The 14,097-nt window shown below is 68.8% G+C and carries 15 protein-coding genes; 6 read left to right on the top strand and 9 right to left on the bottom strand.

Going from position 1 to position 14,097, the window contains the following annotated elements; all coding sequences use genetic code 11:
- Positions 1 to 1,128, bottom strand: a 1,128-nt coding sequence (locus tag VFV67_RS01085) for an ABC transporter substrate-binding protein (RefSeq protein ID WP_326466475.1), incomplete at its 3' end; no start/stop codon positions are given.
- Between VFV67_RS01085 and VFV67_RS01080 the strand changes: the two genes are divergently transcribed.
- Positions 1,127 to 1,315, top strand: coding sequence for a hypothetical protein (locus tag VFV67_RS01080; RefSeq protein WP_326466474.1), 189 nt, complete (start codon positions 1,127 to 1,129; stop codon positions 1,313 to 1,315). The two genes, VFV67_RS01085 and VFV67_RS01080, sit on opposite strands and share 2 nt — an antisense overlap.
- Before the next feature lie 157 nt (positions 1,316 to 1,472).
- On the opposite strand, the gene VFV67_RS01075 is transcribed toward VFV67_RS01080, so the two are convergent.
- The gene (locus tag VFV67_RS01075; protein WP_326466473.1) at positions 1,473 to 2,216 is read right to left on the bottom strand and encodes a FadR/GntR family transcriptional regulator; all 744 of its coding nucleotides are present in this window, start codon (positions 2,214 to 2,216) and stop codon (positions 1,473 to 1,475) included.
- Between the two features lie 72 nt (positions 2,217 to 2,288).
- Between VFV67_RS01075 and VFV67_RS01070 the strand changes: the two genes are divergently transcribed.
- The 4 genes from VFV67_RS01070 to VFV67_RS01055 all read left to right on the top strand — a co-directional run bounded on the left by VFV67_RS01070 (position 2,289) and on the right by VFV67_RS01055 (position 5,602).
- Positions 2,289 to 3,446, top strand: a complete 1,158-nt coding sequence (locus VFV67_RS01070) for a mandelate racemase/muconate lactonizing enzyme family protein (RefSeq protein WP_326466472.1) — start codon at positions 2,289 to 2,291, stop codon at positions 3,444 to 3,446.
- A 75-nt stretch (positions 3,447 to 3,521) separates the two neighbouring features.
- Positions 3,522 to 4,346, top strand: a complete 825-nt coding sequence (locus tag VFV67_RS01065; RefSeq protein WP_326466481.1) for a DUF72 domain-containing protein — start codon at positions 3,522 to 3,524, stop codon at positions 4,344 to 4,346.
- A 186-nt stretch (positions 4,347 to 4,532) separates the two neighbouring features.
- Complete coding sequence (locus VFV67_RS01060) at positions 4,533 to 4,946, top strand: hypothetical protein (protein WP_326466471.1); 414 nt, start codon at positions 4,533 to 4,535, stop codon at positions 4,944 to 4,946.
- Between the two features lie 35 nt (positions 4,947 to 4,981).
- The gene (locus tag VFV67_RS01055) at positions 4,982 to 5,602 is read left to right on the top strand and encodes a hypothetical protein (RefSeq protein WP_326466470.1); all 621 of its coding nucleotides are present in this window, start codon (positions 4,982 to 4,984) and stop codon (positions 5,600 to 5,602) included.
- 58 nt (positions 5,603 to 5,660) lie between these two features.
- Here VFV67_RS01055 and VFV67_RS01050 read toward each other — a convergent pair whose 3' ends face one another.
- A complete protein-coding gene (locus VFV67_RS01050; RefSeq protein WP_326466469.1) occupies positions 5,661 to 5,882 on the bottom strand; it encodes a hypothetical protein in 222 nt (73 codons plus the stop codon).
- Between the two features lie 260 nt (positions 5,883 to 6,142).
- Between VFV67_RS01050 and VFV67_RS01045 the strand changes: the two genes are divergently transcribed.
- Complete coding sequence (locus VFV67_RS01045) at positions 6,143 to 6,736, top strand: DUF1707 SHOCT-like domain-containing protein (protein ID WP_326466468.1); 594 nt, start codon at positions 6,143 to 6,145, stop codon at positions 6,734 to 6,736.
- A 32-nt stretch (positions 6,737 to 6,768) separates the two neighbouring features.
- On the opposite strand, the gene VFV67_RS01040 is transcribed toward VFV67_RS01045, so the two are convergent.
- The 6 genes from VFV67_RS01040 to VFV67_RS01015 form a co-directional block, all read right to left on the bottom strand.
- Positions 6,769 to 9,666 carry an AfsR/SARP family transcriptional regulator gene (locus VFV67_RS01040; protein WP_326466479.1) on the bottom strand — a complete coding sequence of 966 codons (2,898 nt, stop codon included), beginning with the start codon at positions 9,664 to 9,666 and terminating at the stop codon, positions 6,769 to 6,771.
- A 148-nt stretch (positions 9,667 to 9,814) separates the two neighbouring features.
- The gene (locus VFV67_RS01035) at positions 9,815 to 10,252 is read right to left on the bottom strand and encodes a hypothetical protein (protein ID WP_326466467.1); all 438 of its coding nucleotides are present in this window, start codon (positions 10,250 to 10,252) and stop codon (positions 9,815 to 9,817) included.
- Positions 10,253 to 10,479: 227 nt separating this feature from the next.
- Positions 10,480 to 11,010, bottom strand: coding sequence for a hypothetical protein (locus VFV67_RS01030; RefSeq protein WP_326466466.1), 531 nt, complete (start codon positions 11,008 to 11,010; stop codon positions 10,480 to 10,482).
- 276 nt (positions 11,011 to 11,286) lie between these two features.
- Positions 11,287 to 11,898, bottom strand: coding sequence for a LysE family translocator (locus tag VFV67_RS01025; protein WP_326466465.1), 612 nt, complete (start codon positions 11,896 to 11,898; stop codon positions 11,287 to 11,289).
- Between the two features lie 41 nt (positions 11,899 to 11,939).
- Positions 11,940 to 12,848, bottom strand: a complete 909-nt coding sequence (locus VFV67_RS01020; RefSeq protein WP_326466463.1) for a diiron oxygenase — start codon at positions 12,846 to 12,848, stop codon at positions 11,940 to 11,942.
- Entirely contained in the window at positions 12,845 to 14,047 is a 1,203-nt protein-coding gene (locus VFV67_RS01015; protein ID WP_326466461.1) for an aminotransferase class V-fold PLP-dependent enzyme, read from the bottom strand. Before VFV67_RS01015 ends, VFV67_RS01020 begins: the two co-directional genes overlap by 4 nt.
- Positions 14,048 to 14,097: the final 50 nt, after the last annotated feature.

Raw genomic sequence — 14,097 nt, 5'->3', positions numbered from 1 at the left:
CGCTCCCTTCGCGACACCGAGCAGTGCGCTCCCGCTGACCATGAACTTCGCCACCAGCTTGGCGAGGTCCGGGTTCTTCGCCCCCTTGAACACGACGAACGAGTTGGACTCGCCGAACGCGAGCGGCTTGTCGATCGCCGGTCCGGTGGCGCCGTTGAACGGGTGGGTGTTGGCGTAGACCGGGTTGTTCTTGGTCTTCGAGTCGGCGTAGACGCTGAACTGGTTGAGCGTGAGCCCCAGGATCTGGGCCAGCCAGTTCTCGTTGTTGCTTGAGTCGGTCCAGCTTCCGATCCCGGGTGGCAGCATCGGCGCGTACTTCGGGTTCGTGTAGATGTCGCCGATGAACGTGACCGCATCGACGGTCTCCGGCGAGTTGAACACCACCTTCGTGCCGGTGTTGTCCGCGATCGCCCCGCCGTAGGTGTTGATGACGTTCACGATGAAGCCGTTGGCATCGCCGGAGCGGTTCACCGTCAGACCCCAGCCGAAGCACCGCTTGGCCGGGTCGGAGACCGCCAACGCGTTGTCGCGCAGCTCCTCCCACGTGTAGTGGGGCTTGAGCGGCAGACCCTTCTCCGCGTACCAGTCCTTGCGCAGGTACATCCCGGTCCCGATGAAGTGGTAAGGGATCGCATACCAGCGCCCGTCGAACACACAGAAGTTGGTCGCCTCCGTTGCGGGCTCCCCGTAGAGCGCGCGCATCTCCTCGACCACATCGGTGACATCGGTGAGGTTGCCGAGATTGTGGAGCTGACCGACGAACCGTAAGTCGCTCACGAACGCCAGATCACGGCTGTTGCCCGCCTTCACGTCGGCGTCCATCTTCGCGACCATGTCGCCGGCGTCGCCGGAGACCAGGTCGTTCTGGATCGTGGTCCCGGTGGCCTGCGCGAACACCTGCAGCGACTTGTCCAGCGCCTGATTGGCGGCCTCCGAGTACAGCTTCTGTGAGAGCATCCCGACCGACCCGCCGCGGAACGGGGCTGCCTGGTCGAGCAGCTCCTTGGGCACCTGGACGTCGACCTGCGGCGCGGCAGGGTCGTCGCCCCCGCACGCAGCGAGACCGAGCACGCCCAGCGCGCTCATCCCGAGGAACGTGCGCCTCGACCAGTCCGTGTTCGCTTCCATGACCACTCCTCTCTGGCGTCCGATCGAGCGGACGCGTACCGACGGGGCGACGTTGCAACCGGCGGACAGCGAGGCGAGCGCCGCGCTGGGGGCCGTTCATGCGGCGAAGGACACCGAGCTGCTGATGGGTTGTCCTGGCAGCCCGTCGAACCGCGATGTCGCCGCAGAGCAGCGGGATCTGCGGTGACCACGTACCGATCGACGAGCCTGCGCAACGCCGGCCGGTGCAGCTTCTCGACCGCGAGTCCGGTGCCAGTCAGCCCCAGCCGTATCGGCGGGATCGCAGGTGCTGCCATGCCTCGTCCGTCCTCGTCATCGGTTCCGGATCGCGGTCGTGCAGTGCGCTAGCGCCGCCGGGCGGCCCGCTTGGTCTGCTTCGCCTTCTCCGCGAGGAGCGTGGAGTTGTTTCTCAGGTGCCTGCGCATCGCCGCGCGGGCACCTGCCGGGTCGCGCGCCACGAGCGCCTCGTAGATCTCCGTGTGGTCGGCGGTGGCGCTGCGCAGCGCGGCCGGCGCCTCGTTGGTGATGCGCCGGCTGGCCGTGCCGAGCCAGCGGGCGGAGTACATGATTCGGTCCAGGATGCGGTTGTTGGCCGCCCGGCAGATCTCCATGTGGAATTCGTGGTCGACCTCGAGGTAGGCGTCGGGGTCCGCCTCAAGCGCCGACATGCGGTCGATCCCGTCCCTGAGCCGGTCCAGCGTCTCGTCCGTGATGCTGGCCGCGGCCATCGCGGCAAGTTCGGGCTCGAGCAGCACGCGCAGCTGGTGCAACTCCTGCAGCAGCTCGCCGACGATCTCCGTGGGCAGCCACTCGATCAGCAACGGGCTCAGGTAGTCCCACTCCGCGCGGGGACGCACGACGACGCGGCGGCCCTGCGCGACGTCGACGATGTCGAGCGAGGCGAGGATCTTGAGCGTCTCCCGCGCCACTACGCGAGACACCCCGAACTCCTGGGAGATGTCGAGTTCCGACGGGGCCCGACCGTCCTCGATGTCGCCGCTGACGATGCGCCGGGTCAGGTGTGCCGCCACCTGCACCGGGAGAGTCCGGATCTTGACAGCGTCCGGAGACTCTTGTCTCCTTTGCATGTCATCAGCTTATAGGACAAGTTGACCATTGCGACAGTCCGTTCATATGCACGACCCGGCGGCGGGAGAGCAATGCGGATCGTGAACGTCACGACGGCGGTGGTGGCCTACCACGGTCAGGCCACGCTGGTGCGGATCGACACCGACGAGGGCCTCAGCGGGTTCGGCGAGGCCAATCCCGATGCCGGCGCGGGCGCCGTCGTCGGAATGATCAACTTCCTGACGCCCCTCCTGATCGGCGAGGACCCGCGCAACGTCGAGCGGTGCTGGGAGAAGCTGCGCCGCAGCAACGTCTTCGCGGGCCCCCAGGGCGGGGTGTTCGTGATCGCCCTGTCCGGGATCGAGCTCGCGCTGTGGGATCTCGCAGGCAAGGCCGCGGGCCAGCCGGTCCACCGGCTGCTCGGCGGGAAGTTCCGCGACCGGATCCGGCTCTACGCCGACTGCGGCGACGGCGACGACCCGGCGGGCTCGATCGCCGGGTGCGTCGACCGAGCCCAACGGATGGTCGCCGAAGGCTTCACCGCCATCAAGTTCGACATCGACGACCTGCACCACCCTGCCAAGTTCGACGCCTTCAACCACACGATCAACGCCGCCGAGCTGCGATCGATGGTCGAGCGCGTCGCAGCCGTCCGGGAAGCGATCGGACCAGACGTCGATCTGGCCATCGACCTACACGCCCGCTACGACGTGCCGAGCGCGTGCCGGATCTCGTGGGAGCTCGAGCCGTTCCACCTGATGTGGCTTGAGGAGCCGCTGCCGGCGGAGAACATCGACGCGCTGGTGCGGGTGCGCGCGCAGACCCGCACGCCGATCTGCGCAGGCGAGAACCTCTACCTGCGGTGGGGATTCCGCGAGCTGCTCGAACGCGGCGCCGTGGACGTCATCGAGCCGGACGTGCCGAAGTGCGGTGGCCTCGCCGAGGCCAAGAAGATCGCCAACCTCGCGGAGCTTCACTACATTCCCTTCGCGCCGCACCTGGTGTCGACGCCGCTGGGCACGATGGCCACGTCGCACCAGTGCGGAGCGATCCCCAACTTCCTCGTCCAGGAATGGCACGCCCTCGATGAGCGCGCGGTGTGGGACAGCTACGTCCACGCACCCGACGGGAGCGGCTCGATCGTCAAGGACGGCTACATCACACTTCCCGACACTCCCGGCATCGGCGTGGAGCTCGACATGGACGGCGTCCGGGCACACGCCGTCGCCGGCTACGGACTGTTCGAGTAGCGGAGCCCGGGTAGTAGTTTCGCTCACGACCGATGGGAGCTGGGCGAAGTGGCACGTCTTCATGTCGGCTGCGCGATGTGGACCCACAAGGCGTGGCCCGGGCGGTTCCTGCCACAGTCGCTGCCGGCCAAGGAGCGCCTGCGGGCCTACGCCGGCTGGTGCAACGCGGTCGAAGGCAACACCACCTTCTACGCGACCCCCGCCAGAAGCACCGTTGAGACCTGGGCGCAGCAGACCGACCCCGGCTTCCGGTTCGTGGTCAAGCTGCCCAGGGTCGTCACGCACGAGCGGCGGTTCTCCGGTGTCGAGGCCGAGATGCGGGCGTTCCTGGACGCGATCGAACCCCTCGGCGAACGGGCGGTCCTGTGGACCCAGTTGCCCGGCTCGTTCGACCCTTCGGAGGTCGACGCGCTCGGCCGCTTCCTGCGCCGGCTTCCCGCCGACCGCCAACGCGCCGTGGAAGTGCGCCACCCCGGGTTCTTCACCGACGCCGGCTCGACGTCGCTGCTGGAGGGGACACTCGCCGACGCGGACGCCGAGTGGGTGCCGTTCGACACCACGGTCTTCTTCCACAGCCCGCCGACCAGCGAGGCCGAGCAGGACGCCTGGGCCAAGAAACCGCGGCTGCCGCGACGGACGCGGGCGCTGACCGACCGGCCGATCGTCCGCTACCTGGGCCGGGACTCGGTCGAGGAGACGGTCGTGGGGTGGCGGCCATGGACCGGGGTGGTCGCCGGCTGGCTGCGCGAGGGCCGGTCGCCGACGGTCTTCGTGCATACCCCCGACAACGACGACGCACCGGCGCTCGCCCGCCGGTTCCACGACGACGTGCGGGCGCTGGTGCCCGGCCTCGACGCGCTGCCCGAGCCGGAACCGGCCGAGCCCGCGACGCTGTTTTGAGCGATGTCCCGATCGGGCGGCGCACCGTCCGATGAAAGCCGCTGATCACCGGCGTGCGTTTCGCATCGGTCTGGTGACCCCATCGCGCAGGTATTGCTGCCCGAATCAGATGCGTTCCGGTGCATGACCGGTCCGAAACCGCGCACTTACTGTGGGTGCACGGACCGATTCTCTCAGGGAGTACGAATGGCCACTGTGGACGAGCTGTGGACGTGGATTTACCAACCGGTACAAGAACTTCTGGCCGATCGGGCCGGCGAGGCGGAAAAGTCGTGGGAGGAGCTGCGGGCGTCGTTCGTCGAGCGGGCCGGGCTCGCCGACCCGGCCGACCACCCGCTGACCGACGAGCTGGTCCGCCAGCTCGACGAGCTGCCCGAGGACGAGCGGGCTGCGCTGCTGGCCGACGCGGGCCGACTCGAGGCGCTCGTCTACGAACTCGCCGAGCGGCACGCCGAGGCGCCGGCGGAGGACCCGGACAGCAGCGAGCCGCTGACACTGTCCGACGTGGACATCGAGGCGCTGCTCGCCGAGGACGCCGAGTTCGCCGACATCCCGGAGGAACGCCGCCGGGAGCTGATCGCCCAGCTGCTCGGTAGCTGACCGCCACATCCCCAGCACGGAAAGGAATTCCGCAGATGAATCTCGAAGGCCAGCGCGAGCAGCAGTACGTCGAGAACGTCATGGACCGGCTGACGCTGCGATTCGGCGCCGCCCGCCTGCCGAAGAAGGTGAAGCGGCAGGAGGCTCCGTACCAGGGCGATGTGCCGACCGGCGGGGACATCGTGAACCAGGATGGGGTTCCCCACGCGCCGATGCGGCTGAACGCGGGGTGGTTCGACCTCACCGAGGAGCCGGGCGGCATGACGCCGGTCGAGGGCGTCGTGTACCTGTGGGTCATCCGGGGCGACGGCCACCTGATCCTCGGCGTCGAGGATCCCACCAAGTTTCCGCAGGCGTTCGGCACCGACGTATCGGGTCTCAAATCGGTCGACGGGCTCGGTCATCCCACCCTGGCCGCCACGTTCGGCGCGGGCGGCGAGCTGGACGTCGGCGAGGGCCGGATCGGCGGCGAGCTCTTCCACGAGGGCGGCTGGGTGATCAACGACCACTCCGGCCGGTACGGCTCGGGCCGCGGCGACACCACGGCCCTGCTGGTGGAGGCGGCGGAGTACTTCCGCGCCTTCGGCATCGACGTGCAGGGCTACCAGTCCAAGGAAGGCACCGCCGACAAGGTGGTCAAGTTCGGCGTTCAGTGACCGCCGCAGCACACGGGTAGCGGTCATCACGAGATCGCCCCGTTGGTTGGCTTGTGGTTCAGCAGCGTGGGTTCCAGTCGCCCAGATAGTCGGCGACGGTGTATTGCGCGGCTTCGGCGTCGGACAACTGCGGGCGGTCCGGGCCCGTGCCGGCGCCCGGGCCGTGATTGTCGTACTCGAACAACCTGACGTCGCGCCAGGAGAATCCGGAGAAGTCGGTCCATGGCGCGCTCTTGATCGCAGCCGGCAGCATGGTGTCGCGAATGACGACCTGGGCCACGGCGGCCGGATCCCGCCGGGATGCCATGGCCGGCCGAGGAAGTAGCTCTCGGCCGCCGCGGGGCTGGTCACCCGGCTGTTGACGATCAGGAACCCGTGCGGGTCAACGAACCCCGATCCCGTCCGATGGCCCGACCCCAGTCGCGAGGCTAGGTGGTGATCGCGTGCGGATTGCGTTGTGCCGGTGGACAATTCCGGCTGCGTGGGCCGATGGACAGCACCCACGAGACCGTCGTGCTGACCACCGGTTACCGTACGAGCGTGGTTGATGATGGGGACGAGCAGCACTCCGGGCCGCCGGATTCCCGGATGTTGCGGGTGTCCGATGCCGAACGCCGGCACGTGGTCGGAGTGCTGGAGAAGGCCGTGGGACAGGGTCTTCTCACGCTGGAGGAGTTCAGCGCGCGCACCGACCGGGCGTTGTCGGCCCAGACCAGGGGTGAGCTGAACAGCGTGCTGATCGATCTGCCGGACATCCGGCATCGCGAGTTGGTCGGCACTGAACAACCGCTTGTGCTCAGCACCGGCGCCGGCACCGTGCGGCAGCACGGTCGCTGGACGGTCCCGCGCACCATCAAGGCCGAATGCGGGATGGGCACCATCTCCATCGACTTCACCACCGCGGTCTGCCCGCACAGCGAGGTCTCCCTGCACGCCACCGTGGGGGCCGGGACCGTCACGGTGATCGTCCCCCGGGGCTGGACCGTGGTGTTGGTAGAGGCGATCAGCCGGTCGGGCAGCGTGGTCAACAAGGCCACCGATCCACCGGATCCCACCATGCCGGTGTTGCGGGTGTACGGCAGGTCTGGAATGGGCACGGTGCGGATCAGACATCCACGCGGACGCGGCCGGTAGCACCCGGCTGGGTGGACGACGGACCGGTTCGGCTATCCCGTGTGGACGACTGACACCTCGGAGTCGGCACCCAGTGCGGAGAGCAGGGACTGGGCCTGTGCCCAGGCCTGGTTGGCGCCGCGATTGTCACCGGCGGCATGCCGAACGTCGCTCAACCGGCGCAGTGCTCTGGCCTGCCAGCGTGGGGCTTTCAGGGTCCGCCACAGTTCGGCCGCCCGCTGCACCGACTCGGCCGCCTCGCCCGCCCGTCCACGAACCCGGCTGAGCTCGGCGAGATCGCCGTGCACCCGAGCCTCCACGAACCGCAGGCCGGTGTTCCTGGCCAGGCTCAGTGCACGGACCAGCTCGGCTTCGGCCCGGGTGTGCTGGCCCCGGCGCAGTTGGCAGGCGCCGACACCGTGCCGGGCGTAGACCTCGCCGACCTTGTCGTCCAGCTCACCGGCAACGCGCAGCACCTGGCCGAACGCCTCGAGCGCCTGGTCGAACATGCCCCGCCGGAAGTGCAGTTCTGCCACGGAGTGCAACACCTGCGCGTGGTCGCGACGGTTTCCGGTGCCGGAGAGGATGTCCAGCGCATCGGACAGCCCTTCGGCCACCAGGTCCGGCTGGCCCAGCGCCAGCCGAGTCTGCGCGAGACTGCACACCGCCGACCCCTCGGCGGCGCGGTCCCCCACCGCGTGCAGGTCGGCACGGCCCTGCTCGCCGGCGGCCAGCGCGAATTCCCACCGGCCCAGCCGGCGCGCCAGATGTGCGGCGTGGACCAGCGCGAGACCGTGCCCGTGCCGGTCCCCCGCCGCCTCGAACAGATGCCGGGCCTGCCGCACCGAGCTCATGGCCGATTCGTAGCTGCCCTTCGCGTCCAGCAGCGCGGCCTGGCAGTACAGGGTCGCCGCCTGCCCGCGCCGGTTACCCGAGCGGCGTGTCGCGGCCAGCGCGTGGTCGATGGCCAACCCCCAGTCGTCCAGGTACCACCGGGTGGCGAACAGGCTGACACAGCTCTTCCCGAGATCCCAGGCCAGTTCGTCCAGTGCCAGTTCGGCGGCCCGGCGCACGGCCGCCACGACAGCGAGCCGCTCGGTCTCCAGCCAGGTCGACGAGTCGGGTTCGGTCCGCGGCGGGCGACGCCGAACGGGTCCGGGCAGGCCCGTGCGCCGACGCACCCCCTCGGCCGGGGCCATTCGGCCGCCGAATGTCGTGGCCACGACGGCCCGCCACTGCGCCGAAGTCTCCTCCGCTTCGGCCCGCTCGCGCGCGTAGTCCCGGACCAGGTCGTGGAACCGGTAGCGCATCTGATCGTCGTCGTCCCGGCCGACCGCCTCCAGCAGCCGCGCGTCCACCAGCCGCTCGGCCAGCTCCTGCGCCCTGGGCCTGGGTAGGTCCAGCAACGCCGCCCCGATCCAGTCGGCGAAATCCGGCGCCTGCACCGACCCGAGCCGGTGGAACAGCCGGCGCGCGTCCGGGTCCAGTCCACGAACGGACAGCTCGAGGCTGGTCCGCACGGCCAACGAACCGTAGGTCAGCTCGTCGAGCCGTTGGCGCTCATCGCTCAGCCGCACGGCCAGGTCCGCCAGCCGCCAGTGCGGCCGGGCGGCGAGCCGGGCGCCGGCGATCCGCACCGCGAGCGGCAGCCGGGCGCACAGGTCCACCAGCTGCCGCGCGGCGCGCGGCTCGGCCGCCACCCGGTCGGCACCGACGATCCTCCCGAGCAGCGTCAACGCCTCCGCCCGGGTCGGCACGTCGAGCTCGATCCGGTGCGCGCCGACAAGACCGGCCAGCCGGGCGCGACTGGTCACCACCACCGCGCTGCCGGGTCCGCCCGGCAGCAACGGATCCACCTGGGCCTCGCCGCCGGCGTCGTCCAGCAATACCAGGATCCGGCGCCCGGCCAACCGGTTGCGGTACAGCTCGGCCCGCTCGTCGAGCGTCGCCGGCAGTGCCGGATCGGCCACGCCGAGCGTGCGCAGGAACCGGCCGAGCACCTCGCCCGGATCCACCTGGCCGCCACGCAGGTTCACGTACAACTGCCCCTCGCGGAACGAGGCGCGCAGCCCGTGTGCCACATGTACGGCGAGCACGGTCTTGCCGACACCCCCACGGCCGGCCAGTGCCGACACCACCACGGCGTCGTCGCCGGCCCTGGCCAGCACGGCGCGCAGCCGGTCGACCTCGTCGGCGCGTCCGGTGAAGTCGGCGATGTCGGCCGGCAACAGGCAGGGCGCGACGGGTGGGCCGGACGTGGATGCCGGTGCGAGGTCGATGCAGGGATCACCGGTGAGCATCGCCCGTTGCAGCCGGCGCAGCTCGTCGTGCGGATCGAGGCCGAGTCCTTCGACCAGCGCGCGCCGCGCGTCCCGGTACACCTGCAACGCCTCCGCCCGCCGGCCGCACCGATACAGCGCGAGCATCAGCTGAGCGCAGAACCGTTCGCGCAGCGGATGGTCGGCGGCCAGACCGGCCAGCTCGTCCACCAGGTCGGCGTGCCGGCCCAGCGCCAGCTCGGCGTCGATCCGGTCGGCCAGCACCGTCAACCGGCGCTCCTCGAGGCGAGCCGCCTCGCCGGCGAGACCGGTCACGCCGCTGAGTGCCGGCCCGCGCCATAATCGCAGCACGTCGTGGAACCCGGCCGCCGCATCGGCGAGCCGGCCTTCGGCCAGGTTCTGCCGTGCCGCCATGACGCGTGCGTCGAACACCCGCAGGTCGACCGCCTCCGGTCGGACCACGAGCTGGTAACCCGGTTCCCTGGTCACCAGCAGCCCGCCGAGCGCGCGGCGCAGCTCCGACGCCGCGTTGTGCACCTGCCGGCGCGCGGTCGTGGGCGGCGCGTCACCCCAGACCGCGTCGATGAGCCTCTCGATCGGCACCAGGCGGCCGGCCGCAAGCAGGAGCACCGCGAGCATCGTGCGCTCCCGCCGCCCGCCGACCCGAACCATCTGGCTGTCAACCCAGGCCCCGACCGGGCCAAGCAGCCGAAACTCCACATCAATCCCCTGGACCGAAACGAAAATCCCCGACATGTTCCAGGAGATGGTAAACCTAGGTGAAAAGGGCCGTCAGCCCGGCCCTTTTCACCTGTTTAGCCTAACCGGTTACGAACCATTCCATGGTGTACCAGGGAATATTGGTGACCCCGGTGAACACGAACCGGGTCCGGGTCTGCACGCCCTGGTTGGCTTCCGGGCCGACCCGGGCATACAGGACGTCGTCGTCCGGCCCGAAGTCGTCCTCCATCAACTCCAGATCGGCGTCCGCCCAGAAATCCCTGGTGACGCCGCTGAGATCGAGCCGCGTCCCCGGAGCACAGTCCGAGTGGCTCCAGAACCGATCGCCGTTCAGCTTCAGGTATGGCTCCTCGTCGTCGCCGGGATCCAGCAGGGTATGACAGGTCACGCTGACCATCTGCAGCCGGTGGGCCGCACCGTGGTGTGCCTGCGCCGTGCCTTGAACACCGACAACCGCCAGTGCCGCCACGCCGAGTGTGGCGACGACCTGTCCCACTCGCCTACGAGTCGTACGCACCGAATTGACTCCTTCCTCGAATCTCGATCAGCCGGGCACCACCGTCGCCGATCCCGATCCTGATCAAACATCGGCCGGACATCGATCAGTACCGCACCGCGGATCCGGCCGGATTCGATCTCGGACAACGACGGGCGAGGCAGGATTCGGCGCACAATTAGCGTGGCGGCGTCGACGTCCTGATCGCGGGGATCGGTGCGGCGCGAGCAGGACAGAAACGGCGAAGGTCAGTCCATGCAGTACAGGGTCACCTTTGCGGTACCGACGATGCCTGGCTGATATGCCTTGACGAACTGCTGGGCCATGGCCTGCTCGGCGAAGAAGATCCGGACCGTGGCGTAGTTGCGCTGCGGATCCAACCGGAGCTGTTCGCGGAGACCCTGCTCGCAGCCGACATCGTACGCTCCGGCATCCGGCTCGTACCCGAGGTCCGTCAACGACTTCTCCGCCGCATCGAGCCGGTTCTGGTCCTCCGGCTTGATCTGGAAGTTGTCATCCGTGCGAACAACTGTGACGTAGACGCCCCAATAGGTGCGGCCGTGTTCAAGCTTCGCCGGTGCGACGGCCGGCGGAAAGTCCGGCGGGGCAGCGGCCGGGGTGGAACTCGGTTGTGCGCCGGTGGTGGCTGGGGCGCCGGTGGGTTCACCGGTACCGGTTGCTGGTTGGGCGCTACCGCTCGTTGTGGCTGCCACCGGCCGGTCGGTCGAACTGTCACATCCCGACACCGCGACAACCACGCTGATCAGTATGGTGACCAAGGTCCCTGTGTGGACCTGCCATGATGAGCTCATGGTCCGCCTTGTGGCACCGTGATTTCGGTACACACGTACCCCATTTCCTGAACCCGGCTGCCGGCTGCTGACGCATGGTAGACGCGGAAGCTGAGAGCAGGTTGCTCTCCGGCGCCGGCCAGCCCCTCGACGAGGTACTGCACCTCGACCGGTGGTGAACACCACCCCGCTCGGATCGCTTCCCACCACTGGTGATCGACGATCAGGTCCCACCCAATGCCCCGGCCGGGGTGGTCGGTCCGGTCAGAGGCCGAGGAGCAGCCGGACGGCAAAACCGAGGAGCACCACTGCCATGATTCGTTGCAGTAGCAGCCTGGTGCGCCTGGCCAGGACCCGTTCCCGCATTCGGTAGACCAACTCGACGAGGATGGTCAGCCAGGTGCTCGCCAGAGTGAGGTAGACGGCCGCCAACACCACCATCGTGGAGATGGGCGGCAGGCCTGCCGGCACGAACTGCGGGAGGAAGACGAGCAGGAAAATCGCCGACTTCGCATTGGTAGCTGCGGAGAGAAACCCGATCGCGAATGATCTGCCGCCGGCCGGCTCGGTCTCCGGGCCGCGGGCCGTGGCCGGGCGGAAGGACTCCCACATCGTCCATGCGCCCCAGAACAACAGGACCGTCGCCCCGGTGATCTGCACCACGATGAACAGGCCGGGGTTGGTGCGCAGCAGCAGCGATACGCCGGTTATGGCAAGGCACACGTGCCCGACACCGCCGGTGATCATGCCGGCGGCGGCCGCCAGTGCGGGGGCGCGGCGAGCGGAGCGCAGCACCGTCTGGGTGATGAGTGCGGCGTCCTGTCCCGGGGTGACGATCACGACGAGCGAACTGACGAGGAAGAATATGCTGATCATGATTTTGCGCTACGTCCGCGGAACTTGGCCGCTGATGGCCATCACAGAAGCTGATGGGCGGCAAAGGCTTCCTCGGCGCCGGGCACGTCAAGGACGCCGGCGGACCGGAACGTCCGCACGGTGGCCCGGCAGACGTCCGCTTTGCTGCCCGTATCGGCGTAGACGTCGGCGACGACGGTCGCCGCGGCCGCGCCGTCCACACCGGACATGAGCAGCGAGGCACGGACCGGCTCGACATCCCACGTGAGGCATGCCTGGACGAGTGCTGGCAGGGTGTGTGCGACCCGCTCGCGGAGACGGTGGTCCAGATTGGCCCACAGCTCGTGGAAGAACTGGGCGAAGAACCGGTGGTGGTGGCCCTCGTCCTTGGCGTGGTCCCGGGTGAGATCTCGCACCGCGGTGATCACCGAGGGGTCGTTCGGGATCTCGATCAGCACGGCGGTGATGAGGGTCTCGAACACCACGGTCTGCAGCAGTGGCACCAGGGCGGGTTCGTCGGGCAGCAGGCGCCGCCCGGTCTCCTGGAGCCAGTCGACGATCCCGCCGTAGTTCCATGGCGGAATCGCCACACCGGTGGCGGATGCGATCTGATCGGCCAGGTCCAGGCTGTACAGCGCGTGGTAGCCCTCGTCGCAGTAGACCTTGAACGCGTCCAGGCGCATGGTGTTCGGCAGGTCCAGTCCCGCGCGGTTGTTGGCGATCAGCTCCGCGGTGATGTTGACGACCCTGGTCTCCAGGTGGGTTGTCGACATCAGAAACTGGTACAGGTGCCGGATCGTGAGTGCGCGCCGCTGTGCCTCCGGCAGGTCGGCGAGCACTTCGTGCGCGAGGTACGGCACAAGCCGCTGGGGGTAGAAGACCTTGCCGGCGTCGGTCTCGTCGGCGAACATCCGGCGGATCCCGCTCCGCACTCCCGCGATGTCGTACCACTGGTCGAAGGGGCTGTTCATGAGGCCGCCACTTGCACGGATCGGCCGAGGGTCAGTGACTCAAGCACCGAGCACAGCCGGGCCAACTCCTCCGAGGAGTTGTAGTAGTGGACCGAGACCCGTAGCAGGCTGTCGAGGCCCCGCATCTTCATGTCGACGCATGCGGCGTTCTCCAGGCATACCCACGTGTTGATACCGGCCCGCTGCAGCTCCGCTCTGACCGACGCCGCGTCCCAGCCTCGCACGGTGATGGCGACGGTGCCGCATCGTTCCTGACCGCGGTCCAGCACCGTCACTCCTGGGATGCGGGTGAGCTCCGCACGCAGGTCCGCGGCCAGTTGCCGGATCCGCGGCCAAGTGTGCTCCACTCCCCAGGCTAGCGCGTAGTCGATGGCGACACCGAGTCCGATGCGGGCCGCGCAGTTCGTCTCCCAGATGTCGAACCGGCGGGCGGCAGGAGCGAACCGGTAGCTTCCGGCGGCCCACTCGACACCGTCCAGGCCGAACATGGCAGGCGTGAGCTGCTCGGCGAACTCCCGGCGGGCAAACAGGAATCCGGTGCCCCGCGGACCCCGCAGGTACTTACGGCCGCAACCCACGAGCAGGTCGCAGCCGATCTCCTCGACGTCGACGGGCAGCTGCCCCACCGACTGGCAGGCGTCGGCCAGGAACGGGATCCCGTTCTGCCGTGCCACCCGGCCGATCAGTGCCACCGGATTGACCAGACCGTCGTGCGTCGGCACGTGGGTCATCGCGATCAGCTTTACCCGTTCGTCCAATCTGCCGCGCAGTTCCGCCACGTTCACCAGACCGTCGGCGTCCACGGGCAACACCTCTAATCGCACCCCGTGGCGTTTGGCCAGGTGGAGCAGGGAGAGATAACAACTGCCGTATTCCATCGGCGAGATGAGCACGCGATCGCCGGCCCGCAGTGGAACGCTGGCGAGTGCCATTGTCCAGGCCCGCGAGGCGCTGTCGAACAAGGCGACTTCCTGGCTGTCGCAGTTGAGCAGGGCGCCGACAGCGGCATGCGCACGTTCGATTGCCGCCTTGGCGCGTTCAGCGGCCTCATAAGGACCTATCGCGCTCTCCAGCCGCAGATGGCCCACCATCGCGTCGATGACGGGCTTCGGCGCGATGCTGGCGCCAGCGTTGTTCAGGTGTGCGACGTGGTTCACGCCGGGCGTATCCGCCCGCGCCTGCGCGAGATCAAGGTTCATTCGGTCAGCTCATCTCTGCCGGTCGTGCGGACTCGAACACCAGGCGAAGC

This window comes from Actinophytocola sp., assembly GCF_035762905.1.
In the GTDB taxonomy this organism is placed as follows: domain Bacteria; phylum Actinomycetota; class Actinomycetes; order Mycobacteriales; family Pseudonocardiaceae; genus DASYTH01.
Note: the sequence above shows the minus strand (reverse complement) of the source record. Positions and strands in the feature narration are given on the sequence as shown.

Excerpts from the sequence above, each read along its gene's own strand:
- VFV67_RS01025 (WP_326466465.1), bottom strand. The coding sequence starts at position 11,898 with ATGATCAGCATATTCTTCCTCGTCAGTTCGCTCGTCGTGATCGTCACC.
- VFV67_RS01075 (WP_326466473.1), bottom strand. The coding sequence starts at position 2,216 with ATGCAAAGGAGACAAGAGTCTCCGGACGCTGTCAAGATCCGGACTCTC.
- VFV67_RS01040 (WP_326466479.1), bottom strand. The coding sequence starts at position 9,666 with ATGGTTCGGGTCGGCGGGCGGCGGGAGCGCACGATGCTCGCGGTGCTC.
- VFV67_RS01055 (WP_326466470.1), top strand. The coding sequence starts at position 4,982 with ATGAATCTCGAAGGCCAGCGCGAGCAGCAGTACGTCGAGAACGTCATG.
- VFV67_RS01065 (WP_326466481.1), top strand. The coding sequence starts at position 3,522 with ATGTGGACCCACAAGGCGTGGCCCGGGCGGTTCCTGCCACAGTCGCTG.
- VFV67_RS01070 (WP_326466472.1), top strand. The coding sequence starts at position 2,289 with ATGCGGATCGTGAACGTCACGACGGCGGTGGTGGCCTACCACGGTCAG.
- VFV67_RS01080 (WP_326466474.1), top strand. The coding sequence starts at position 1,127 with ATGACCACTCCTCTCTGGCGTCCGATCGAGCGGACGCGTACCGACGGG.
- VFV67_RS01060 (WP_326466471.1), top strand. The coding sequence starts at position 4,533 with ATGGCCACTGTGGACGAGCTGTGGACGTGGATTTACCAACCGGTACAA.
- VFV67_RS01015 (WP_326466461.1), bottom strand. The coding sequence starts at position 14,047 with ATGAACCTTGATCTCGCGCAGGCGCGGGCGGATACGCCCGGCGTGAAC.
- VFV67_RS01020 (WP_326466463.1), bottom strand. The coding sequence starts at position 12,848 with ATGAACAGCCCCTTCGACCAGTGGTACGACATCGCGGGAGTGCGGAGC.